Below are 21,121 nucleotides of genomic sequence, written 5' to 3'. Positions count from 1 at the left end.
TTCGCCCGAGGGAGCCGCACACTATACAGCAGTTTCGAAGTTCGTCAACACCGTAAAGCGAAACTTTCTTCTCAACCCCCCTCCGCAACTCCGCCCCGTTTCCGGGCCGCCCTGCGAAGGGGCGCGAACTATAGGCAACCGGCATGGGGCATTGCAAGCCTCTTGAATGAACGAACGCGCAGACGCGGCGAATCGTTCATTCCCATCGGGCGAAACGGGGCGCCGCCCTACAATCGAGGCCTCCTATCGACCGGGACCGCCCATGCGCCTGCGCCTCCTTACAAGCCTCTTCGCCCTGGCCGCCGTCCTCGGCACCACTGCATGCAGCGGCTCGGGCGGCCGACATTGGGTAGAAGTGGGCGGACAGCGCTTCGATGTCGCACTTGCCGACGATTTCGACGAGCGCGCGCGGGGCCTGATGTTCCGCGAGTCGATGCCGGCCGATCACGGGATGCTCTTCGTCCACGAGAACGAGGCACCGCTCGCTTATTGGATGAAGAACACCAAGATCCCGCTCGATATCCTGTACTTCGATGCCGATCGGAAACTGGTGTCGATCCAGCGCGGCGTGCCGCCCTGCACCGCGGGCGACCGCTGCCCGAACTACCCGAGCCGCGGGCCGGCCAAGTACGTGCTGGAGCTCAATGCCGGACGCTCGGACGCCCTCGGCCTCGAACGCGGCGCCGTGATCACCTTCTCGGAAGGCATTCCCGAAACGGGACAGCCCTGAGCCGACGGACCGAGCCGTGGAATGACGTCGGCGCCCGGGCACTCGAAGGAACGGTCAGGCCTGCACCATCTCGAAGTCGGCCTTCGACACACCGCACTCCGGGCATTGCCAATCTTCCGGGATGTCGGCCCAACGCGTGCCCGGAGCGATGCCCTCCGAGGGCAGCCCCTCGGCCTCGTCATAGACGAAGCCACAGACGACGCAGACCCAAGTGGTGTAGGCAGGAGATGTGGCCATGGCTTCCGGACGATTCGTGGAATCCCGGAAGCCTGCCATGCCGCACACGTCCTGACGAGTACGATACGACCATGACGCTGCGCGGCCTCTACCTCATCACGCCCGACGACGACGACAGCGATCGACTCGTGGAACGCGTCGCCGCCGTGCTGTCGGCCAAACCGGCCTTGCTTCAGTACCGGAACAAGCGCGCGGACGCCACGCGGCGCTTCGACGAGGCGCGGGCGCTGAAGGCCCTTTGCGATGCGGCGGGGGTGCCGCTGGTCATCAATGACGATTGGCGCTTGGCGCTGGACGTCGACGCAGCCGGCGCACATCTGGGCGAGGACGATGGCGACCTGGTGGAGGCCCGGCGGGCGGCACCCCGACTCGTATTGGGCGCCTCCTGCTACGACGAGCTCGCCCGCGCGGAGCGTGCGGTCGCGGCCGGCGCCGACTACATCGCCTTTGGCGCCTTCTTCCCCACACAGACGAAGACGACCACCCGACGTGCAACGCCCGATCTGCTCAGCGCGGCGGCGCCGTTGCGGCGGTCTCGAGTGGCCATCGGCGGCCTGACGCCGGACAATGCCGCACCCCTCGTCGCCGCCGGTGCCGACCTGCTGGCGGTCGTCGGCGCGGTGTTCGATGCGCCCGAGCCCTTGGCCGCTGCGCGCCGCTTCAATGCCTTGTTCCTCGGCACTCCGGCCGTCGCCGGGCACCCTGCGGACGCTGCCTCCTTTTCCTGACCTGATGCAACGAATGAAGACCGACACCAGCCACGCCCTCTACACCCGCGCCCTCGACCTCATGCCCGGCGGCGTCAATTCGCCGGTGCGTGCCTTCAAGTCGGTGGGCGGCGAACCGTTTTTCGCCAAGCGCGCCAAGGGCGCCTGGATCGAGGACGTGGACGGCAACCGCTACGTCGACTACATCGGCAGCTGGGGCCCGATGATCGCGGGCCATGCGCGCGCGGAAGTGCTCGAGGCCGTGCGCGAGGTGATGGTCGACGGTCTCTCGTTCGGCGTGCCGAACCCGCTCGAGGTGACGATGGCCGAGGCGATCACCGCCATCGTGCCGAGCTGCGAGATGGTGCGCATGGTGAACTCGGGCACCGAAGCCACGCTGTCGGCGATCCGCCTCGCGCGCGGCGCCACGGGGCGCAACCGCATCGTCAAGTTCGAGGGCTGCTACCACGGCCATGGCGACAGCTTCCTGGTAAAGGCGGGCTCGGGCGCGCTGACCTTCGGCCTGCCGAATTCGCCCGGCGTGCCGAAAGCGCTGGCCGATCTCACGCTGACCCTGCCGTTCAATGATTTCACCGCGGCCACCGCGCTGTTCAACGAAGTGGGCGCCGACATCGCCGGCGTCATCGTCGAGCCGGTGGTGGGCAATGCCAACTGCATCCCACCGGAGCCGGGTTACCTCGAACACCTGCGCGCACTCTGCACGAAGCACGGCGCTCTGCTGATCTTCGACGAGGTGATGACCGGCTTCCGCGTGGCGCTCGGCGGCGCACAGGAGCTGTATGGCGTGCAGCCCGACATCAGCACCTTCGGCAAGATCATCGGCGGCGGCATGCCGGTGGGCGCCTATGGCGGCCGCGCCGAGCTGATGCGGCAGATTGCGCCGGCCGGCCCGATCTACCAGGCCGGCACGCTGAGCGGCAATCCGGTGGCCATGGCTGCCGGGCTCGCGACGCTGAAGATCATCCAGCAGCCCGGGTTCTACGAAGGGCTTGCGAAGACGACGGAGACGCTGGTGGCCGGCTTCCAGGACGCCGCCGACGCGGCCGGCGTCGCGTTCTCGACCCGCCATGTCTGCGCGATGTTCGGCCTGTACTTCACCGCGGAGCGCGTGACGAGTTTCGAACAGGCCAAGGCCGCCGACACGGCGCGCTTCAACCGTTTCTTCCGCGCCATGCTGAAGCGCGGCGTCTACCTCGCGCCGTCGGCCTTCGAGGCCGGCTTCGTATCGTCCGCGCACGGCGACGCCGAGATCGCGCACACGCTGGAGGCCGCGCGCGCCGCCTTCCGCGAGGTCGCCGCGGCCGCATGACGCCAAGGCCGCGCCCGAAGCTGGTGGTGTTCGACCTCGACGACGTGCTCGTCGAGTACCAGCGCGAGCGCCGGGTCGATGCGCTGGCGCGCGCAGTGGGCGCAGCCCCCGCGACCGTGCTGGACGCCCTGTTCAAGAGTGGCTTGGAGACGAAGAATGACCGCGGCGAACTGGGGCTCGAGGATTACCTCGACGCCGTGCGTCGCCGCCACGGCCTCGATATCCCGTTGGACGCTTTCATCGACGCGCGGCGCCAGAGCATGCGCCTGCGCCGCGACGTGCTGGGCCTGGCGGAGCGCATCGCCCCGCAGACCACGCTGGCGCTGTTCACCAACAACGGCCAGTGGCTCGGGCGGCAGCTGCCGAAATTCTTCCCCGAGCTTCGCCCGCTGTTCGGTACGCGGATGATCACCACCGGCCAGCTGGGCCTCACCAAACCCGACCCGCAGGCCTTCTATGCCTGCCTGTCCACGCTCGGCTATTCCCCGGCGTCGGCCCTGATGATCGACGACCGTACGGAGAACGTGGGCGGCGCCCAGAGCGCCGGTCTCGACGCGATCCACTACACCTCGCCCCCGCAGCTCGCCGGTGAATTGCTGCGCCGGGGCTTCGACCTGGAACCCGTGCATGCGCCCTGAGCTCCACCTTGAAACCCTCGCCGTCCACGCGGGCGGCGAAGCCGATGCCCACAACGGCGCCGTGGCCCCGCCGCTGCACCTGTCGACCACCTTCAAGCACAGCCCAGCCGCCGAACGACTGGCCGGCTACGAGTACCAGCGCGAAGGCAATCCGACGCAGGACCGCCTCGAGACCGCGCTGGCCGCGCTCGACGGTGGCGATGCGGCGCTGGCCTACGGTTCGGGCATGGCGGCGATGACGGCGGCGCTCGAATGCCTGCCGGCCGGCAGCGAGGTGCTGATCCCCGAGGACTGCTACGCCGGCCTGCGCTCGCTGGGCGCAGAGTTCCTGCCCGAGCGCGGCGTGACGGTGCGTCGTGTCGACCAATGCGATGCCGCCGCCGTGGCCGCGGCGATGACGCCCGCCGTGCGGATGATCTGGGCCGAGACGCCGTCGAACCCGCAGCTGCGCATTGCCGATCTCGCCGCACTCTCCGCGATCGCGAAGCAGCACGGGGCGCTGCTGGCGGTGGACAACACCTTCGCCACGCCGGCCCTCCAGCGGCCGATCGCGCTGGGCGCCGACGTGGTGATGCACTCCACCACCAAGTACATGGGCGGCCACAGCGACGTGATGGGTGGCGCGCTGGTGTTCGCCAAGCGCGATGCGCTGTTCGACAAGGCGGCACATCGCCGGCATATCACCGGCAACATCCTGGCGCCGTTCTCTGCCTGGCTGACGCTGCGCGGCCTGCGCTCGCTGCCGGCGCGCATGGCCTGGCACTGCGCCAACGCCCTTCGCGTGGCCGAATTCCTCGCCGCGCAGCCGGCCGTCGAGACGGTCTACTGGCCCGGCCTGCCCACGCACCGCAACCACGCCATCGCCGCGCGGCAGATGCGCGACTTCGGCGGCATGGTGTCGGTGACCTTCAAGGGCGGCCGCGAGGCGGCGCTGGCCTTCGCCGGTGCCGTCGAAGTGTTCACCAACGCCACTTCGCTGGGCGGCGTGGAGTCGCTGATCGAGCACCGCGCCTCGGTCGAGGGACCGAACCCGGTGTCGCCACCGGGGCTACTGCGCTTGAGCGTGGGCCTGGAGCACGGCGACGATCTCGTCGCCGACCTGCGGCGCGGCATCGACGTGCTGCGCTGACATTCCCGGCGGCCGTCAGCCGTCGGAGCGAGCGCGCCGCATCGCGCTCGCCAGCGCTTGGCCGCCGCGCCGCTCCAAGGTTTCTACGACATTGTTGAAGTCGCGTTCGTCGCGGTTCTGGCTGAGCTTGCGCTTGGCTTCGATCCGCTCGATCGCGATCTCGATGGCGACGATGTGGGCAAGCTCCGACGCGAGGTAGTCGGCCGGCGCATCGCCCATTTTCCACGGCACCGGCTCACCCGCCTCGCTCTGGCGCGTGAGCTTCGCCACCGCGCCGCGGACGGCATTCGTGTCGTCGAGCACACGGATGCGGCCATGCACGTGCACGACCTCGTAGTTCCAGGTCGGCACATGGCGGTGGTGCTCGTGCTTGCTCGGGTACCAGCTCGGCGAGATGTAGCCCTGGACGCCGCGGAATACGACCATCACCGCATCATTCTCGCCCACCGCGCGCCAGACCGGATTGGCGCGTGCGACATGGGCCAGCAGCGTGCCGGCGGGACCGCGCTCCGCTTCGAGCACGAAGGGCAGGTGCTCCGCTTCGAGTCCCTTGGCCGTCGCGGTGACGAGCATGCCCAGCGGGTGCTCGCGGATCAGGCGATGCCATTCCTCGGGCCGGTTTTCGGCGAACAGGGCGGGCTGGTACATGGGCGGGTGCGGGTCGCCAGAGTGCTGTCAGAGGAAAAGATCGGGCGACAGCGGCTTCGATGGATCGACGGCATAGCGCGCGAAGTCGATCTCGCCGGCCTCGCGCAACACGTCCTCGTCGATCAGGAAACGGCCGTGGAAGCCGCGGGCCTCGCGACACAGCACCGCATGGGCGGCGTCGGCGACGATGGCCGGCGTGCGGCAGCCGGAGACGTCGATGCCGGGGATCATGTTCAGCGCGTCGGTGGCGATGACGGTCTTCGGCCACAGTGCGTTCACCGCCACGCCCTGCGGGCCGAACTCCGCGGCGAGGCCGAGGGTGACGAAGCTCATGCCCATCTTCGCCAGCGTGTAGCCGGTGTGCGGGCCCCACCACTTCGGGTCGAGGGTGGGCGGCGGCGCCAGCGTGAGGATGTGCGGGTTTCGTGCCTTCAGCAGATGCGGAAGAGCCTTCTGCGCGCAGAGGAAGCTGCCGCGGCTGTTGACCTGGCTCATCAGGTCGAAGCGCTTCATCGGCGTCTCGAGCGCACCCCTCAGCCAGATGGCGCTGGCGTTGTTGACGAGGATGTCGAGCCCGCCGAAGCGCTCGACCGTCGCGGCGACGGCGGCCTCGACCTCGGCCTCCTCGCGGATGTCGCATTTGATCGCGAGGCCCTGACCGCCAGCCTCGTCCACCGAGGCCGCGGCGCTGTGGATGGTGCCGGGCAGCTTCGGGTTGGGCACCGAGGACTTGGCGGCGATGGCCACGTTCGCGCCTTCGCGGGCGGCACGCAGGGCGATGGCGAGGCCGATGCCGCGGGAGGCGCCGGTGATGAGCAGGGTCTTGCCGGAGAGGCTGGGCATGCGCGCGGTCGACCGAAGGGAGAAGCCAAAGAGTAGCGAGTCCCGCGGGCTGAGAGTATTTGGCGTGACGCGTCGCAGCAACGTCATCCGGGCGCCTTGGCGTCCCACCTATAATCGCGGGATGGACTCCATCCGCTGGGACGCCCTTCTCGACTGGATATCTCGCCACCCGCTCGCGGCGGGCGTGGTGATCTTCCTGATCGCGTTCGGCGATGCATTGCTGATCATCGGCGTGGCCATCCCGGCGACGCCGCTGCTGTTCGCGGTCGGCACGCTGGTGGGGCTCGGCCATATCGACGGCACCTATGCGGTGGTCTGCGCAGCGCTCGGTGCCTTCTGCGGCGACGGCGTGAGCTACTTGGCAGGACGCCGCTACGGCGATTCCCTCAAGACCCGCTGGCCGTTCGCGCAGAACCCGCAATGGCTCGCACGCGGCGACGTTGCCTTCCGCCGCCACGGCATGAAGAGCCTCGTGATCGGGCGCTTCGTCGGCGCCATCCGGCCCTTCATCCCGGCCATCGCCGGCATGGTGCGGATGCCGGCACCGAAGTACTGCTTCGCAACGGGCTTGGCGGCCATGCTGTGGGCCCTCGCGTTCCTGGCGCCGGGCTGGCTGTTCGGCGCCTCGCTGGACCTGGTGGCCGCGGTGGCGGGGCGGCTCGCTATCGTCATCGGCCTGGTGCTGGTGCTCGTCGCCGTGCAGTGGGCCCTGGTGCTGTACTCGTGGCGCTGGCTGGCGCCGCGCGCGCACGGCCTGCTGGTGCGCCTGCTCGACTGGTCGCACCGCCATCCGGTGATGGGCCGCTATTCCGAAGCCCTGATCGACCCGAACCGGCGCGAATCGCCCTCCCTGCTGGTGTTCGCCGTCGTGCTGCTGTTCGGCGCCTGGGCCTTCTTCCAGCTGCTGATTTCGGTGGGCGGCGGCGAGGCCCCGTCGCGCTTCGACCTCGTGGTCCACCAGACGATGTTCGGGCTGCGGCACCCGCTGGCCGACCCGGTGATGGGCTTCCTCGCCACCTTGGGCGATCCGGTCGTGCTGGGCCCAGCGATGGCTGCGGTCGCCGCTTGGCTGTTCTGGCGCAAGCGCCGCATCGCCGCCTGGCACTGGATCGCGGCACCGAGCTTCGCGATCGTGTTCGCCTGGGCCCTGGGCTGGCTGATCGACCTGCCGAAGCCGCCGGCGGCCACGGCGGTCAGCGGGTTCTCCTTCCCTTCGCAGTCCGTGCTGCTGGCGACGACGGTTTACGGCTTCTTCGCCGTTCTGGTGGCGCGCGAGATGCCGGGCCGGCGCCGCGTGTGGCCTTATGTGGTCGCCGCGCTGCTCGTCGGCCTGCTCGGGTTCTCGCGCCTGTATCTCGGCGCGCATTGGCTCTCCGACGTGCTCGCCGGCGCCAGCCTCGGGTTGCTGTGGATCACCGCGCTGGGCATCGCCTACCGGCGACGCGTGGTGCGCTCGTTCTGGGTGCGCCCGGTCGCGGCGATCTTCTTCGGCATGGTGCTGCTGGTGGGCGGCTGGCACGCCGCACGATCGGCGGACGACCTCGTCGCCGCCTTCGATCCGCCGATCGAGCGCCGGGCGATCGACGCCGAACGCTGGATCCGGGGCGATGCGAACCTCGACCTGCCTTCGCGCCGCAACGAACTGCGCAGCCGTGACGCCTGGCTCCTGAACGTGCAGTACGCCGGCCACCTGCCCTCCCTCGTGGAGCAACTGCAGGCCGCGGGTTGGACGCCGCTGCCAGAGGCCGATTGGCGCGGCCTGCTGATGATGCTGGACGACGACGCGACGTCGGCGACCCTGCCGATCATGCCGGCGACGCACGAAGGCCATTCCGAAGCCCTGCTGATGGTTCGGAACGGCGCCACGCCGGAGGAGCGCCTGGTGCTGCGCCTGTGGCCGGCGCCCTATTCACTCGGCCTGCGCGACGAACCGCTTTGGCTGGGCACGGCGCAGACCTTGCGCTTCGCCCTTCGCGGGGACGGATTCCTGAGGTACTGGGCGGCACAGGACGACCAGAGCGCCGCCTTGGCGCGGGTGGACGCCGACACCGCGAACCTGCGCGTCGGCGACGACGGCCGCGTGCTGCGCCTGCGCGCGACGCGCGCCGCCGACTGAGCGCTCAGGCCAGTTGGGGCAGCCAGCGCAGCACGGCGTCGAGGCGCAGCGAGGGGTCGTCTTCCTCGAGCAGGTGCAGGCGCTGGTCGGTGTCGAGCGGCAGCAGCTCCGCGAGTCGGCACGACACCCAGCCAGCATCATCGAAGCTGGCGTTGTCCGCGAAGGCATGCGGACCGCCGGCGCGTTCCAGCATCCGCTTGAGCAGGTCGACGAGGAAGCCATGCTGCGGCTCGACCACGACGCGCGGCGTCGGCGGCAGCCAGCGCACTTCGGCCACCACGAGGCCATCGGACTGGGTGGCGGTGCTGGCGACGGCAAAGCGGCGCTCGCCCTCCACGGCGATGCCGAGCACGCCGCCGGGCTGCACGTGGAAATCGACGATGCGGGCTTCGGTGCCGATCTCCGCGGGATGGGCGGGGCCGCCGACCTCCGGGCCGTCGATGATCAGGGCGATGCCGAAGCTCTCGCCCTTGCGCGCGCAGCGCTTGACCATGTCGAGGTAGCGCGGCTCGAAGACGCTCAGGGCCATCACCCCACCGGGCATCAGCACGGCCTTGAGGGGAAACAGCGGAAGGGAGTGCGTGGCGGCAGGGTGGAGAGCCATGGCGGACCGGTCGAGGCGAGGCGTGCGAGCAGCGCAAGGATGGTGGCGGCCCGGTCCTCGAGCGTGTGACCGAGGGCTCAACCCGCGCATGTCGGCCGTCGGGATGCGAAATCTGCGGTCGAGCCGTCAGTTCTATCGGCAACCAAAGTTCATTTCCATCAACGACTTGGAACTGAGTCTTCACTCGAATGAGGTCCACATCACGACAAAGTGTTGACAGCGCGGAAAAGCCCGTGGTCTTGTCGGGTCCATGAACTCCACCGCCCCGACCTTCGCTGCGCGCACCGCCTCGGCCCTCCCGGCCGAGCTGCGTCGCGTCATGCCGGTCGCGTCGATTGTTATTACCGTCGTCCTTCTTGAGCCCCCTAACCGGTGCGGGATCGACGTGACCTAGAAAGCAACAACAAGGTCCGAAACGAAAACCCCGCACCGGCAACGGTGCGGGGTTTCGCGTTTCAGGGCCTTCGAAAAATCCCCGAAGCCCAGAAACCGCCCGCACACCGTGAACTCCGACCAGATCAAATCCGGCCCCTCCCGCGCTCCCGCCCGCGCCATGCTGCGCGCCACCGGCCTGTCCGACGCCGACATCGCCAAGCCGCTGGTCGGCGTGGTGCACACGTGGTCGGACATCTCGCCCTGCAACCTGACGCTGCGCGAGCTGGCGCAATCCGCCCGCGAGGGCATCAAGGCCGCGGGCGGCACGCCGGTCGAGTTCAACACCATCGCCGTGACCGACGGCATCGCGATGGGCACCACCGGCATGCGCGCCTCGCTGCCCTCGCGCGAGGTGATCGCCGATTCGATCGAACTGGCCGTGACCGGCCACTGCCTCGACGCGTTGGTGGTGCTGGTGGGCTGCGACAAGACCATCCCGGCGGCGGCGATGGCGCTGGGCCGCATGGACATCCCGGGCGTGGTGCTCTACGGCGGCACGATCCAGCCGGGCGTGTGCAAGGCGAAGAAGATCACCGTGCAGGAGGTCTTCGAGGCGGTCGGCGCGCACGCCGCCGGGCGCATCGACGACGAGGAGCTGGGCGAGATCGAACGCCGCGCCTGCCCGGGCGCCGGCGCCTGCGGCGGCCAGTTCACCGCCAACACCATGGCCATGGTGCTGACGACGCTGGGCCTGTCGCCGATGGGCTTGAACGACATCCCGGCGACCGACCCGGCGAAGCGTACGGCCGCGTTCCGCTGCGGCGCGTTCGCCATGGACGCCCTGCGCGCGGGCCGCCGCCCGCGCGAGGCGATCACCGCGCAGGCCCTGCGCAATGCCGCCATCACCGTGGCCGCGACGGCGGGCTCGACCAACGCCGTGCTGCACCTGCTGGCCATCGCCCATGAAGCCGGCGTGCCCTTCCCGCTGGAGGAATTCGAAGCCGCATCGCGCACGCCGGTGATCGCCGACCTGAAACCCGGCGGCCGCTTCACCGCGGTCGAGCTGCATGCCGCCGGCGGCACGGCGCGCGTGCTGGACGAGTTGCGCGCCGCCGGCCGCATCAGCGACACGCCGACGATGACCGGCCAGACGCTGTTCGCGGCCGTGGACGCGGCGATGGCGAACCCGCCGGAGGCCGGCGACATCACGCCCGCCGAGGTGGTGCCGGGCTTCGCGTCGCCGCTCAAGCCGCACGGCGGCTACTCGGTGCTGTACGGCAACCTCGCGCCCGAGGGCTGCATCTGCAAGCTGCCCGCCAAGCATCGTCGCCATGAAGGCCCGGCGCGCGTGTTCGATTCCGAGGACGCCGCCTTCGCCGCCGTGCAGGCGCGCGCCATCCGGCCGGGCGACGTGGTCGTTATCCGCTTCGAAGGCCCCGCCGGCGGCCCCGGCATGCGCGAGATGCTGGCCGTGACCGCCGCGCTGGTGGGCCAAGGCCTCGGCAATGACGTCGCCCTGATCACCGATGGCCGTTTCAGCGGCGCGACGCACGGCTTCATGGTCGGCCATATCAGCCCCGAGGCCGCGCGCGGCGGCCCGCTCGCGCAGCTGCGCGACGGCGACCGCGTGGTGATCGACGTGGACGCCCGCGAAATCCGCACCGACGCCGACCTCAGCGCCCGCGAACCCGCCCACATCGAACCGCGCGTGCGCCACGGCGCGCTGGCCAAGTACGCCCGCAGCGTCGCCTCCGCCAGCCGCGGAGCGATCACCACCGGATAGCACTCCACCGCCCGCTCACTCGTCTCTGCCTTCCTCCTTTCGCCCTTCCCAACGTTTCTTCCCAAGGACCTCGCCATGACCACTGCCATCACCACGCCCGCCGCCCTGGAACACCGCACCGTCGCCGTCATCGGCTACGGCAGCCAGGGCACCGCCCACGCCAAGAACCTGCGCGACTCCGGCGTCCGCGTCATCGTCGGCCTGCGCGCCGGCGGCCCCACCGAAGCGAAGGCCAAGGCCGACGGCTTCGAAGTGCGCGAGCCCGCCGACGCCGTGCGTGCCGCCGATGTCGTCGCCGTGCTGACGCCCGACATGGTCCAGCCGCAGCTCTACCAGCAGCACATCGCGCCGAACCTGAAGGCCGGCGCCTGCCTGCTGTTCGCCCATGGCTTCAACGTTCACTACGGCCAGATCAACCCGCGCCACGACATCGACGTCGTGCTCGTTGCGCCGAAGGGCCCGGGCGCGCTGGTACGCCGCGAATTCGAAATCGGCCGCGGCGTGCCGAGCGTTTATGCCGTGCACCAGGACCAGAGCGGCTCGGCCGAGACGATCGCGCTGGCGTATTGCTCGGGCATCGGCGGCGGCCGCGCGCAGCCGATCAAGACCACCTTCAAGGAAGAGACCGAGACCGACCTGTTCGGCGAGCAGGCCGTGCTGTGCGGCGGCGCCACCAAGCTGGTGATGGCCGGCTGGGAGACGCTGGTCGAAGCCGGCTACCAGCCCGAGATCGCCTACTACGAGTGCTTGCACGAGCTGAAGCTGATCGTCGACCTGCTGTACGAAGGCGGCGTCACTCAGATGCACCGCTTCATCAGCGAGACCGCCCAGTACGGCGACCTGACGCGCGGCCCGTACGTGGTGGACGAGCACACCCGCACGCAGATGAAGCGCGTGCTGGCCGAGATCCAGGACGGCCGCTTCGCCCGCGAGTGGATCGCCGAGTACCGCGCCGGCAACCCGAACTACCGCGCGCTGAAGCAGGCCGACCTGGAGCACCCGATCGAGGCCGTCGGCCGCAAGCTGCGCGCCGGCATGCCGTGGCTGAATCCGCGCGGCGAAGCCCCGGCCAATCCGTCGACCGCTACCACCCCGCAGGCGACCCCCGCCGAGGCCGGTGCATGAACGGAGCCGAGTGGCTGGTGAAGGCGCTCGAGGCCGAAGGGGTCGACACCCTCTTCGGCTATCCGGGCGGCTGCATCATGCCCTTCTACGACGCCCTGCTCGGCAGCACGATGAAGCACGTGCTGGTGCGACACGAGCAGGCCGCCGCGCTGGCGGCCAACGGCTACGCGCGCCACAGCGGGCGCGTCGGCGTTTGCGTCGCGACCTCGGGCCCCGGCGCGTCGAACCTGGTCACCGGCATCGCCGACGCGCTGCTGGATTCGGTGCCGATGGTCTGCATCACCGGACAGGTGCCGACGCACCTGATGGGCACCGACGCCTTCCAGGAACTCGACGTGTTCGGCATGACCCTGCCGATCGTCAAGCACAGCTACTTGCCGCGCTCGGTCGATGAATTGCCGGCGGTGCTGCACGAGGCCTTCCATCTGGCGCGCAGCGGGCGCCCCGGCCCGGTGCTGATCGACCTGCCGAAGGACGTGCAGCTGGCGAAGGCCGACCACCTGCCGGCGCCCGCACCGCTCATCAGCCCGCCGGTGGTGAACGCCGTGCCGGTGGGACTGGTGGAAGCGCTGGCCCTGATCGCGCGCTCGAAGAAGCCGGTGGTCTACGGCGGCGGCGGCATCGCCATCGCCGATGCGACGAAGGCTTTCCGTCGCTTCATCGCGGCGACGAAGATGCCGACCGTGCTGACGCTGCGCGGCTTGGGTGCCCTGCCCTTCGACCACCCGCAGTTCCTCGGCATGCTGGGCATGCATGGCTCGCGCGCGGCGAACCTGGCCGTGCAGGAAAGCGATTTGCTGATCGTCGTCGGTGCGCGCTTCGACGATCGCGCCACCGGCAAACTGGCCGAGTTCGCCCCGCACGCCAAGGTGATCCACCTCGACGCGGACCTGGGCGAGATCAACAAGCTGCGTCGCGCGGACGTCTCGGTGCATGGCCGCATCGACAACAGCCTGAACGCGCTGTGCGCCGCGATCAGCCGCTGCGACGAGTGGCGCGCCCTGTGCGCGGACCGCGTGCGCAAGCACGCCGCCCGCTACGACGCGCCGGGCACCGACATCTACGCCCCGGCCCTGCTGAAGCGTCTCTCGGAGCTGGCGCCCGATGCGATCGTGGCCTGCGACGTGGGCCAGCACCAGATGTGGGTGGCGCAGCACTGGGGCTTCAAGGACCCGACGCACCACCTGTCGAGCGCCGGCCTCGGCACGATGGGCTTCGGCCTGCCCGCGGCGATCGGTGCGCAGCTGTCGAACCCCGGCGCCACCGTCGTGTGCGTCAGTGGCGACGGCAGCATCCAGATGAACATCCAGGAGTTGGCCACCGTCGCGCGCGAGCGCCTGCCGATCAAGATCGTGCTGCTCGACAACCAGGCCCTCGGCATGGTGCGGCAGTGGCAGGAGCTGTTCTTCCAGGAGCGCTACTCGGCGGTCGACCTGTCGGACAACCCGGACTTTGGGCTGATCGCGCAGGCCTACCGCATCCCCGCGATGCGCTTGGACTCCCGTGCCGACCAAGAAGCCACGCTCGCCGAATTCCTCGCCATCGACGGCCCGGCCTTCCTGCACGTCGCCATCGACCAGAAGGCCAACGTGTGGCCGCTGGTGCCGCCCAACAAATCCAATACCGAAATGCTCGATGCCCCGGCGCAGGCCGAGGCCGTCGCCCATGACAAGAGCAAGGAGTTCGTCCATGCACTACCAACTTGACGTGACCCTGCGCCAGAGCGAAGGCGCGCTGGCCCGCGTGCTGGGCACTGCCCAGCGTCGCGGCTACTGGCCGCTGTCGATGCAGGCCGAGACCGACCCCCGCGCCACGGCGTGGACGCTGTCCATGAAAGTGGAGAGCGAGCGCTCGGCCCACGGCCTGAAGTCGCAGCTCGACAAGCTGCACGACTGCCTCGCGGTGGAGGTGGCGCCATGTCGCTGATGCAGTTCTGCGACGGCGAGATCGCCGAGGCCGAAGCCTTCAGCGTTCCGCTGACCAGCCACGCCCTGCACTACGGCACGGGCGTGTTCGAAGGCATCCGCAGCTATGCCACCGACGACGGCGGTGCGGCGGTGTTCCGCCTGCGCGAGCATCTGGAGCGCATGCGCAAGGGCGCCGAGGCCCTGGGCATGAAGTTCGACGTGGCGCAGGCCACCGAAGCCGTGCTGGCCACGCTGCGCGCCAACGGCCACCGCGACGCCTACATCCGTCCGCTGCTGTGGTTCAACGCCGGCGGGCTGGGCCTGGACGTCGACAAGCTGTCCGAGCGCCTGATGGTGGCCACCTTGCCGTGGACCTCGCACCTCGGCACGCACCGCGTTCGCCTGACCGTCTCCTCCTTCCGCCGCAACCCGGCGAAGGCGCTGCCGCCGCTGAAGCTCTGCGGGAACTACGTGAACTCGATCCTGGCCAAGCGCGAAGCCACGCAGCGCGGGTTCGGCGAGGCGCTGTTCGTCGACGACGGCGGCTTCGTCGTCGAGTGCACCGGCGAGAACGTGTTCATGGTGAAGGACGGCAAGGTCACCGCCGTCGAGCACGGCGACGCCCTGCCGGGCATCACCCGCGACACGGTGATCCAGCTCACCGGCGCCGAATCGCGCCCGGTGCGGATCGAGGAGCTGAAGGCCGCCGACGAAGTGTTCCTGACCGGCACCTCGGCCGAGATCGCCCGCGTCGAGGCCATCGACGAGTGCGTATTCCATGCCTCACCCTTCGGCGACGCCCTGACCGCCCGCTACGCCGACGTCGTCCGTGGCCGCAAAGAAGCCCATCGCGGCTGGCTGACGAGGGTCTGATGCCGCTGGACGCCGCCCGCGCCGACGTGACCGCCAGCGACGTGCTGGCGGCCAGCGCGCGCCTGCGGCGCTACCTGCCGCCGACACCCTTGCACTACGCCGAGCGCTTCGGCTGTTGGCTGAAGCTGGAGAATCTGCAGCGCACCGGCGCCTATAAGGTGCGCGGCGCGCTGAATGCGCTGCTGGCGGCGCGCGAACGCGGCGACCGCCGCACGGTGATCACCGCTTCGGCCGGCAACCATGCGATGGGCCTGGCCTGGGCGGCGCGAGAACTGAAGGTGCCGGTCATCACCGTCATGCCGGTGACCGCGCCCGTCGTGAAGGCTCAGGGTGTCGCCTTCCTCGGCGCGACCGTGCGCCAGAGCGGCCAGACCTACGACGAAGCCAAGGCCCACGCGCTGCAGCTGGCCGAGCAGCACGGCTTCCGCTACCTCTCCGCTTTCGATGATCCGGACGTCATCGCCGGCCAGGGCACGCTGGGCATCGAACTCGCCGCGCACGCGCCCGAAGCCGTGCTGGTGCCGATCGGTGGCGGCGGCCTCGCCGCCGGCGTCGCACTGGCGCTGAAGTCGCAGGGCGTGCGCGTCATCGGCGCACAGGTCGAAGGCGTGGATGCGATGGCCCGCGCCTTGAAGGGCGATGCCTCGCCGATTGCGCCGAAAGCCACGCTGGCCGACGGCACCCGCGTCGCCGAAGCTGGAACGCTCACGCGCGACATCCTCTCGCGCTTGCTCGACGACCTGATCATCGTCCGCGAGGCCGAGCTGCGCGAAACGCTGGCCCGCCTGATGCTGGAAGAACACATCGTCGCCGAAGGCGCCGGCGCGCTGGCGCTGGCCGCCGGTCGCCGCGTGGCCAGCCGTCGCAAGGTGGCCGTCGTCTCCGGCGGCAACATCGATGCCGCGGTGTTCGCGCAGCTCCTGCTCGACACCCGTCCGCGCCCGCCGCGGCCGCCGCGTCGCCGCGCCGCCGACCCGTTCACCGCCGAGGCACCCGCCTCGCGTCCCGCCCCTTCGCCGGTCGCACCGACGACCGGCTCCGCTTTCGCCAACGCCACCCCTGGTCGTTCGGCGACGGCGGCGGTGCCCCTCCCCGGCATCGCCGCTTCTTTCTCCAAGACCCCTGAAGGATCCCTGCCATGAGCCCCGCCCCGGAGCGCATCCGCATCTTCGACACCAGCCTGCGCGACGGCGAGCAATCGCCCGGCTGCAGCATGGACGCCGCCCAGAAACTGCGCTTCGCGCTCGCCCTGGCCGAGCTCGGCGTCGACACCCTCGAAGCCGGCTTCGCCGCCAGCTCGGACGCCGATGCCGATGGCATCGTTCGCGTCGCCCGCGCCCTGCGGGGCACCGGTACCGGCGTCTGCAGCCTCGCCCGCTGCCGCCCCGGCGACATCGAAGCCTCGGCCAAAGCACTGGAGCAGGCCGAAGCCCCGCGCATCCACGTCTTCATCGCCACCAGCCCGCTGCACCGCCAGCACAAGCTCGGCTTCTCGCAGGCCGAAGTGGTCGATGCGGCGGTCCGCGCGGTCGAGCATGCTCGTCGCCTGGTCGACGACGTGGAGTTCTCGGCGGAAGACGCCATCCGCACCGAACCGGAGTTCCTTGAGGAGGTGTTCCGCGCGGCCGCCAAGGCTGGTGCGCGCACCCTCAACGTGCCGGACACCGTCGGCTACACCACGCCGGCCGAGATCGAAGCCTTGTTCCGTCGCCTGCGGGCAGCCATCGGCGACGAGGCCATCCTCTCGACGCATTGCCACAACGACCTGGGCCTGGCCGTGGCCAACTCGCTGGCGGCGATCGCCGGCGGTGCCCGCCAAGTGGAATGCACGATCAACGGTATCGGCGAGCGCGCCGGCAATGCCGCGCTGGAGGAGTTGGTGATGGCGCTGAACGTGCGCGCCGACCGCTTCCCCTTCCGCACCGGCATCGACACCACGCGCTTGGTGCCGACCTCGCGCCTGCTGACGCGCATCACCGGCATGGCGGTCCAGCGCAACAAGGCGATCGTCGGCGCCAACGCCTTCGCCCATGAAAGCGGCATCCACCAGCACGGCATGCTGAAGCACCGCGACACCTACGAAATCATGCGTCCGGAGACCGTGGGCTGGGCGCGCTCGCAGATGGTGCTGGGCCGGCACAGCGGCCGGGCCGCGGTGAACGAGCGCCTGGGCTTCCTCGGCTTCTCGCTGGACGAAGCCGCCGCGGAGCGCCTGTTCGCCCGCTTCAAGACGCTGGCCGAGAAGAAGAAGGAAGTCTTCGACGCCGACCTCGAAGCGCTGGTGCTGGGCGAGGATGCGAGCGCCGCGGGCTGGCAGCTCACCGCTTTCCACCTGAGCACGGGCGCCGGCCAGGGCGAACAGCCCGCCGCGGCCATCGAGCTGCGCGATCCGCAGGGCGAATCGCACTTCGGCCGCGGCAGCGGCGACGGCCCGGTACATGCCCTATTCGCTGCGCTGACGGAAGCCCGCGGCATGCATGTCGATGTCGAGAGCTACGGCGTGCACAGCGTCAGCAGCGGCGAGGACGCGCAGGGCCAGGCCAGCCTGAGCACCCGCCACCACGGCGAAGAGCTGACGGCCAGCGCCACCAGCACCGACATCCTCGAAGCCAGCGCCCTCGCGTGGCTGGCCTTGGCACAGCGCATCGCGCGCCGCCCGGGCCCCGCCGTGGCGCCGACCCGCGACATCGCCGCCTCGGAGGCCCGCGCATGAGCACGCCGCGCACCCTGTTCGAAAAACTGTGGGATGCGCATTGCGTCCGCGAGGAAAGCGAGCGAGCCCCGGCCATCCTCTATGTCGACCTGCACCTGGTCCACGAGGTCACGAGCCCGCAGGCCTTCGCCGAACTCGCGGCCCGCGGCCTGAAGGTGCGTCGCCCGGAGCGCCACAAGGCCACGCTGGACCACAGCACGCCGACCACGGCCGCCGATGCGGCCGGCCGCCTCGCCTACATCACGCCGCAGGCCGAAGCGCAGGTGGAGGCCTTGCGTGCGAACTGCAAAGCGCAAGGCATCGAGCTGTTCGACTGGGACAGCGGCAAACGCGGCATCGTCCATGTGGTCGGCCCCGAGCTGGGCCTGACGCAGCCGGGCATGACCATCGTCTGCGGCGACAGTCACACCGCCACCCACGGCGCCTTCGGCGCACTGGCCTTCGGCATCGGCAGCAGTGAAGTGGGCCACGTGATGGCCACCCAGTGCCTGCTGCAGCGCAAGCCGAAGACGCTGGCGATCACCGTCGACGGCCGCCTGCCGGCCGGCTGCAGCGCCAAGGACCTGATCCTCCACATCATCGGTCGCATCGGCGTGGCCGGCGGCACCGGGCAGGTCATCGAATACCGCGGACCGGCCATCGAAGCGCTGTCGATGGAAGAGCGCATGACCGTCTGCAACATGAGCATCGAAGCCGGCGCGCGCGCCGGCCTGATCGCTGTCGACGACACCACGGTCGAGTGGCTACGCGGCCGTGAGCGTGTGCCGCAGGGTGAGGCCTTCGAGGCCGCGGCCAGTGCATGGCGCGCGTGGCGCAGCGACGAGGGCGCGTGCTTCGACGCCGAAGTTCGCATCGACGCCAGCGACGTGCGCCCCACGCTCACCTGGGGCACGCACCCGGGGCAGGTGGTCGCGGTCGATGCGGCGCTGCCGAAGGCTGCGCCGGAGACCGTCGGCGCGCTGTCCTACATGGGCTTCGAAGGCGGCGCGCCGTTGGCCGGCCAGCCGGTGGACGTGGTCTTCGTCGGCAGCTGCACCAATGGCCGCCTCTCGGACCTGAGGGAGATGGCCGCCGTGCTGCGAGGCCGTCGCGTGCACCCGCGCGTGCGCATGCTGGTGGTGCCGGGCTCCGACGCGGTGAAGCGCGAGGCCGAGGCCGAAGGCATCGACCGCCTCGTCCGCGAGGCCGGTGCGGAATGGCGCGAGCCGGGCTGCTCGATGTGCATCGCCATGAACGGCGACACGGTGAAGCCCGGCCAGCTCGCCGTGAGCACCAGCAACCGCAATTTCGAAGGCCGCCAGGGCAAGGGCGCGCGCACCGTGCTCGCCTCGCCCGCCAGCGCCGCCGCCGCCGCGATCGCCGGTTGCATCGCCGACCCGCGCACCTACGCCACCACCCCGGCCGTTGCCGAGGAGGCCACCGCATGAATCCGTTCCGCACCCTCGAGTCGCCGATCGTCGCGCTGCCGCGCGCCAACATCGACACCGACCAGATCATCCCGGCACGCTTCCTGACCACCACGACGCGCGAAGGACTCGGCCGCCACGCCTTCCACGACTGGCGCTACGACGAGCAGGGAGCGCCGCGCGCCGATTTCGTGCTGAACCGCCCGGAGCATCGCGATGCGCGCATCCTCGTTGCCGGCCGCAACTTCGGCTGCGGCAGCTCGCGCGAGCACGCCCCCTGGGCCCTGCTCGACGCCGGCATCCGCGTGGTCATCAGCAGCGAGATCGCCGACATCTTCCGCAACAACGCGCTGAAGAACGGCCTGCTGCCGATCGTTCTCCCGGAGGCCGTGGTCGACACCCTGCTCGCCCAGCCCGGCCTGCGCCTGCAGGTTGATGTCGCGAAGCGCCGCGTGTACTGGCCCGATGGCGAACACGTCACCTTCCCCTTGGACGCCTTCGCCCAGACCTGCCTTCTGGAAGGCGTGGATGAACTGGGCTACCTGCTGGCGCAGGACGCCGCCATTACCCGCTTCGAGGAGCGCCGCCATGCCGCGTGAGATCCGCATTACCGTCCTGCCGGGCGATGGCATCGGCCCGGAGGTCACTGCCGCTGCCGTCGCCGTGTTGCACGCCGTCGGGCAGCGCTTCGGCCACGCGTTCCGCACCGAGGAGGCGCTGATCGGTGGTGCCGCCATCGACGCCACCGGGCAAGCGCTGCCGCCGGCGACCGCCGAGGCCTGCGACCGCGCCGACGCCGTGCTGCTCGGCGCCGTCGGCGGGCCGAAGTGGAGCGACCCGAAGGCCCCGGTGCGGCCCGAGCAAGGGCTGCTGGCCCTGCGCAAGCAGCTGAACGTGTACGCCAACCTGCGCCCGGTGAAGCCGCATCCGGCGACGCTGAAGCACTCCGCCATCAAGGCGGAAGTCTTGCAGGGCGTCGACCTCGTGGTGGTGCGCGAGCTCACCGGTGGCAGCTACTTCGGCCGCAAGGAACGCCACGCCGATCGCGCTGTTGATGTCTGCGAATACACCGTCGAAGAGATCGAGCGCGTCGCCCGCCACGCCTTCCGCCTCGCCCGCACGCGCCGCGGCAAGGTCACCTCGGTCGACAAGGCGAATGTGCTGGAGACCTCGCGACTGTGGCGCGAGACGGTCACCCGCGTGCATCGCGCGGAGTTCCCCGACGTCGTTCTCGAGCACCAGCTCGTCGACTCGATGGCGATGCATCTGATCTCGCGTCCACGCGACTACGACGTGGTGGTCACCGAGAACCTGTTCGGCGACATCCTCACCGACGAAGCGGCGATGCTGGCGGGCTCCATGGGCCTGCTGCCCTCGGCCGCCCTCGGGGACGGGCCGCGCGGGCTGTATGAACCCATCCACGGCAGCGCGCCGGACATCGCCGGCCAAGGCATCGCCAACCCCATCGCCGCCATCCTGAGCGTCGCGATGCTGCTACGGCATTCGCTGTCCCTGCACCGCGAAGCCGACGCCGTCGAGTCGGCCGTCGGTGCCGTCCTCGCCGCGGGTGAAGGCAATGCTGCCTTGCGCGCGCGCGATCTCGGCGGCACGGCGAACACCGCAGCCCTGACCTCGGCGGTGCTCGCCGCGCTGGCCGCGGATGCGCCGCGAACCAGCACTCCGGAACCTGCGTTCCCGGCCGTCGAGCTCCGCGACTGAGGGCGCCGGCCGCGAGCCGTGGGCCGAAGTGACGCGGCGCAGCAGAGCACCGCGGCTGCGATGCTGCATCGCGCCATGAAAAGGCAGGGAAACTCACTGCCAACGGGCGGGGCGCTTGCGCGCCCCCGAACCATACGCTAGCGTCCGTTTCGCGATGCACCGGGTGCCCCAGGGGATGAGAGCGCCCGCATCGTGAAACCGGCCTCCGGTTTCCGTCGGACGCAGCGGGGAACACCCC

The 21,121-nt window shown here is 70.2% G+C and carries 20 protein-coding genes; 16 read left to right on the top strand and 4 right to left on the bottom strand.

The window, feature by feature from the left end:
- The first annotated feature begins 262 nt into the window (after nucleotides 1-262).
- A complete protein-coding gene (locus O9255_RS06765) occupies nucleotides 263-730 on the top strand; it encodes a DUF192 domain-containing protein (protein ID WP_297866095.1) in 468 nt (155 codons plus the stop codon).
- A 54-nt stretch (nucleotides 731-784) separates the two neighbouring features.
- On the opposite strand, the gene O9255_RS06760 is transcribed toward O9255_RS06765, so the two are convergent.
- On the bottom strand, nucleotides 785-967 hold the full coding sequence (locus O9255_RS06760) for a rubredoxin (protein ID WP_297866094.1): 183 nt from the start codon (nucleotides 965-967) through the stop codon (nucleotides 785-787).
- Between the two features lie 71 nt (nucleotides 968-1,038).
- Here O9255_RS06760 and thiE point away from each other — a divergent pair, with 71 nt between their 5' ends.
- Genes thiE through O9255_RS06740 form a run of 4 tightly spaced genes read left to right on the top strand, consistent with a single transcriptional unit; the run spans nucleotide 1,039 to nucleotide 4,771 of the window.
- Nucleotides 1,039-1,695 (top strand): thiamine phosphate synthase, encoded by a 657-nt coding sequence (gene thiE / locus O9255_RS06755; RefSeq protein WP_297866093.1) that lies wholly within the window; start codon nucleotides 1,039-1,041, stop codon nucleotides 1,693-1,695.
- Nucleotides 1,696-1,708: 13 nt separating this feature from the next.
- Complete coding sequence (hemL, locus tag O9255_RS06750; protein WP_297866092.1) at nucleotides 1,709-3,004, top strand: glutamate-1-semialdehyde 2,1-aminomutase; 1,296 nt, start codon at nucleotides 1,709-1,711, stop codon at nucleotides 3,002-3,004.
- Complete coding sequence (locus tag O9255_RS06745; protein ID WP_297866091.1) at nucleotides 3,001-3,642, top strand: HAD family phosphatase; 642 nt, start codon at nucleotides 3,001-3,003, stop codon at nucleotides 3,640-3,642. The genes hemL and O9255_RS06745 overlap by 4 nt, the downstream gene beginning before the upstream one ends.
- Nucleotides 3,632-4,771 (top strand): PLP-dependent aspartate aminotransferase family protein, encoded by a 1,140-nt coding sequence (locus tag O9255_RS06740; protein WP_297866090.1) that lies wholly within the window; start codon nucleotides 3,632-3,634, stop codon nucleotides 4,769-4,771. The genes O9255_RS06745 and O9255_RS06740 overlap by 11 nt, the downstream gene beginning before the upstream one ends.
- 15 nt (nucleotides 4,772-4,786) lie before the next feature.
- On the opposite strand, the gene O9255_RS06735 is transcribed toward O9255_RS06740, so the two are convergent.
- Together O9255_RS06735 and O9255_RS06730 are read right to left on the bottom strand one after the other, a co-directional pair.
- Nucleotides 4,787-5,419 (bottom strand): FMN-binding negative transcriptional regulator, encoded by a 633-nt coding sequence (locus O9255_RS06735; RefSeq protein WP_297866089.1) that lies wholly within the window; start codon nucleotides 5,417-5,419, stop codon nucleotides 4,787-4,789.
- A 27-nt stretch (nucleotides 5,420-5,446) separates the two neighbouring features.
- The gene (locus O9255_RS06730; RefSeq protein ID WP_297866088.1) at nucleotides 5,447-6,262 is read right to left on the bottom strand and encodes an NAD(P)-dependent oxidoreductase; all 816 of its coding nucleotides are present in this window, start codon (nucleotides 6,260-6,262) and stop codon (nucleotides 5,447-5,449) included.
- Nucleotides 6,263-6,383: 121 nt separating this feature from the next.
- On the opposite strand from O9255_RS06730, the gene O9255_RS06725 reads away from it, so the two are divergent.
- Complete coding sequence (locus O9255_RS06725; RefSeq protein WP_297866087.1) at nucleotides 6,384-8,378, top strand: bifunctional DedA family/phosphatase PAP2 family protein; 1,995 nt, start codon at nucleotides 6,384-6,386, stop codon at nucleotides 8,376-8,378.
- A 4-nt stretch (nucleotides 8,379-8,382) separates the two neighbouring features.
- Here the strand turns inward: O9255_RS06725 and O9255_RS06720 are convergent, their stop codons facing one another.
- Nucleotides 8,383-8,982: an LON peptidase substrate-binding domain-containing protein gene (locus O9255_RS06720; protein ID WP_297866086.1), complete on the bottom strand. Its 600-nt coding sequence runs from the start codon at nucleotides 8,980-8,982 to the stop codon at nucleotides 8,383-8,385.
- Nucleotides 8,983-9,535: 553 nt separating this feature from the next.
- Between O9255_RS06720 and O9255_RS06715 the strand changes: the two genes are divergently transcribed.
- The 10 genes from O9255_RS06715 (at nucleotide 9,536) to leuB (ending at nucleotide 20,883) form a co-directional block, all read left to right on the top strand.
- Nucleotides 9,536-11,140 carry a dihydroxy-acid dehydratase gene (locus tag O9255_RS06715; RefSeq protein WP_297866085.1) on the top strand — a complete coding sequence of 535 codons (1,605 nt, stop codon included), beginning with the start codon at nucleotides 9,536-9,538 and terminating at the stop codon, nucleotides 11,138-11,140.
- A gap of 75 nt (nucleotides 11,141-11,215) precedes the next feature.
- A complete protein-coding gene (gene ilvC / locus O9255_RS06710) occupies nucleotides 11,216-12,265 on the top strand; it encodes a ketol-acid reductoisomerase (RefSeq protein WP_297866084.1) in 1,050 nt (349 codons plus the stop codon).
- Nucleotides 12,262-13,971 carry an acetolactate synthase 2 catalytic subunit gene (gene ilvG / locus O9255_RS06705; RefSeq protein ID WP_297866083.1) on the top strand — a complete coding sequence of 570 codons (1,710 nt, stop codon included), beginning with the start codon at nucleotides 12,262-12,264 and terminating at the stop codon, nucleotides 13,969-13,971. Before ilvC ends, ilvG begins: the two co-directional genes overlap by 4 nt.
- On the top strand, nucleotides 13,955-14,191 hold the full coding sequence (locus O9255_RS06700; protein WP_297866082.1) for an ACT domain-containing protein: 237 nt from the start codon (nucleotides 13,955-13,957) through the stop codon (nucleotides 14,189-14,191). Before ilvG ends, O9255_RS06700 begins: the two co-directional genes overlap by 17 nt.
- A complete protein-coding gene (locus O9255_RS06695) occupies nucleotides 14,182-15,045 on the top strand; it encodes an aminotransferase class IV (protein WP_297866081.1) in 864 nt (287 codons plus the stop codon). The genes O9255_RS06700 and O9255_RS06695 overlap by 10 nt, the downstream gene beginning before the upstream one ends.
- A complete protein-coding gene (locus O9255_RS06690; protein ID WP_297866080.1) occupies nucleotides 15,045-16,187 on the top strand; it encodes a threonine dehydratase in 1,143 nt (380 codons plus the stop codon). Before O9255_RS06695 ends, O9255_RS06690 begins: the two co-directional genes overlap by 1 nt.
- Entirely contained in the window at nucleotides 16,184-17,758 is a 1,575-nt protein-coding gene (locus O9255_RS06685) for a 2-isopropylmalate synthase (RefSeq protein ID WP_297866079.1), read from the top strand. Before O9255_RS06690 ends, O9255_RS06685 begins: the two co-directional genes overlap by 4 nt.
- Nucleotides 17,755-19,185, top strand: a complete 1,431-nt coding sequence (leuC, locus tag O9255_RS06680; RefSeq protein WP_297866078.1) for a 3-isopropylmalate dehydratase large subunit — start codon at nucleotides 17,755-17,757, stop codon at nucleotides 19,183-19,185. Before O9255_RS06685 ends, leuC begins: the two co-directional genes overlap by 4 nt.
- Nucleotides 19,182-19,763 (top strand): 3-isopropylmalate dehydratase small subunit, encoded by a 582-nt coding sequence (gene leuD, locus O9255_RS06675; protein ID WP_297866077.1) that lies wholly within the window; start codon nucleotides 19,182-19,184, stop codon nucleotides 19,761-19,763. The genes leuC and leuD overlap by 4 nt, the downstream gene beginning before the upstream one ends.
- The gene (gene leuB / locus O9255_RS06670; protein WP_297866076.1) at nucleotides 19,753-20,883 is read left to right on the top strand and encodes a 3-isopropylmalate dehydrogenase; all 1,131 of its coding nucleotides are present in this window, start codon (nucleotides 19,753-19,755) and stop codon (nucleotides 20,881-20,883) included. The genes leuD and leuB overlap by 11 nt, the downstream gene beginning before the upstream one ends.
- Nucleotides 20,884-21,121 lie beyond the last annotated feature (238 nt).

Source organism: Silanimonas sp. (assembly GCF_027530345.1).
Classification (GTDB): Bacteria; Pseudomonadota; Gammaproteobacteria; order Xanthomonadales; family Xanthomonadaceae; genus Silanimonas.
This window is presented reverse-complemented; position numbering and strand designations above follow the sequence as displayed.

What these genes read in the sequence shown, in the direction of transcription:
- leuD (WP_297866077.1), top strand. Translation starts at nt 19,182, where the DNA reads ATGAATCCGTTCCGCACCCTCGAGTCGCCGATCGTCGCGCTGCCGCGC.
- O9255_RS06715 (WP_297866085.1), top strand. Translation starts at nt 9,536, where the DNA reads ATGCTGCGCGCCACCGGCCTGTCCGACGCCGACATCGCCAAGCCGCTG.
- thiE (WP_297866093.1), top strand. Translation starts at nt 1,039, where the DNA reads ATGACGCTGCGCGGCCTCTACCTCATCACGCCCGACGACGACGACAGC.
- O9255_RS06720 (WP_297866086.1), bottom strand. Translation starts at nt 8,982, where the DNA reads ATGGCTCTCCACCCTGCCGCCACGCACTCCCTTCCGCTGTTTCCCCTC.
- leuB (WP_297866076.1), top strand. Translation starts at nt 19,753, where the DNA reads ATGCCGCGTGAGATCCGCATTACCGTCCTGCCGGGCGATGGCATCGGC.
- leuC (WP_297866078.1), top strand. Translation starts at nt 17,755, where the DNA reads ATGAGCACGCCGCGCACCCTGTTCGAAAAACTGTGGGATGCGCATTGC.
- O9255_RS06760 (WP_297866094.1), bottom strand. Translation starts at nt 967, where the DNA reads ATGGCCACATCTCCTGCCTACACCACTTGGGTCTGCGTCGTCTGTGGC.
- O9255_RS06725 (WP_297866087.1), top strand. Translation starts at nt 6,384, where the DNA reads ATGGACTCCATCCGCTGGGACGCCCTTCTCGACTGGATATCTCGCCAC.
- O9255_RS06735 (WP_297866089.1), bottom strand. Translation starts at nt 5,419, where the DNA reads ATGTACCAGCCCGCCCTGTTCGCCGAAAACCGGCCCGAGGAATGGCAT.
- O9255_RS06745 (WP_297866091.1), top strand. Translation starts at nt 3,001, where the DNA reads ATGACGCCAAGGCCGCGCCCGAAGCTGGTGGTGTTCGACCTCGACGAC.
- O9255_RS06700 (WP_297866082.1), top strand. Translation starts at nt 13,955, where the DNA reads ATGCACTACCAACTTGACGTGACCCTGCGCCAGAGCGAAGGCGCGCTG.
- O9255_RS06765 (WP_297866095.1), top strand. Translation starts at nt 263, where the DNA reads ATGCGCCTGCGCCTCCTTACAAGCCTCTTCGCCCTGGCCGCCGTCCTC.
- O9255_RS06695 (WP_297866081.1), top strand. Translation starts at nt 14,182, where the DNA reads ATGTCGCTGATGCAGTTCTGCGACGGCGAGATCGCCGAGGCCGAAGCC.
- O9255_RS06685 (WP_297866079.1), top strand. Translation starts at nt 16,184, where the DNA reads ATGAGCCCCGCCCCGGAGCGCATCCGCATCTTCGACACCAGCCTGCGC.
- O9255_RS06740 (WP_297866090.1), top strand. Translation starts at nt 3,632, where the DNA reads ATGCGCCCTGAGCTCCACCTTGAAACCCTCGCCGTCCACGCGGGCGGC.
- ilvC (WP_297866084.1), top strand. Translation starts at nt 11,216, where the DNA reads ATGACCACTGCCATCACCACGCCCGCCGCCCTGGAACACCGCACCGTC.
- O9255_RS06730 (WP_297866088.1), bottom strand. Translation starts at nt 6,262, where the DNA reads ATGCCCAGCCTCTCCGGCAAGACCCTGCTCATCACCGGCGCCTCCCGC.
- hemL (WP_297866092.1), top strand. Translation starts at nt 1,709, where the DNA reads ATGAAGACCGACACCAGCCACGCCCTCTACACCCGCGCCCTCGACCTC.
- ilvG (WP_297866083.1), top strand. Translation starts at nt 12,262, where the DNA reads ATGAACGGAGCCGAGTGGCTGGTGAAGGCGCTCGAGGCCGAAGGGGTC.
- O9255_RS06690 (WP_297866080.1), top strand. Translation starts at nt 15,045, where the DNA reads ATGCCGCTGGACGCCGCCCGCGCCGACGTGACCGCCAGCGACGTGCTG.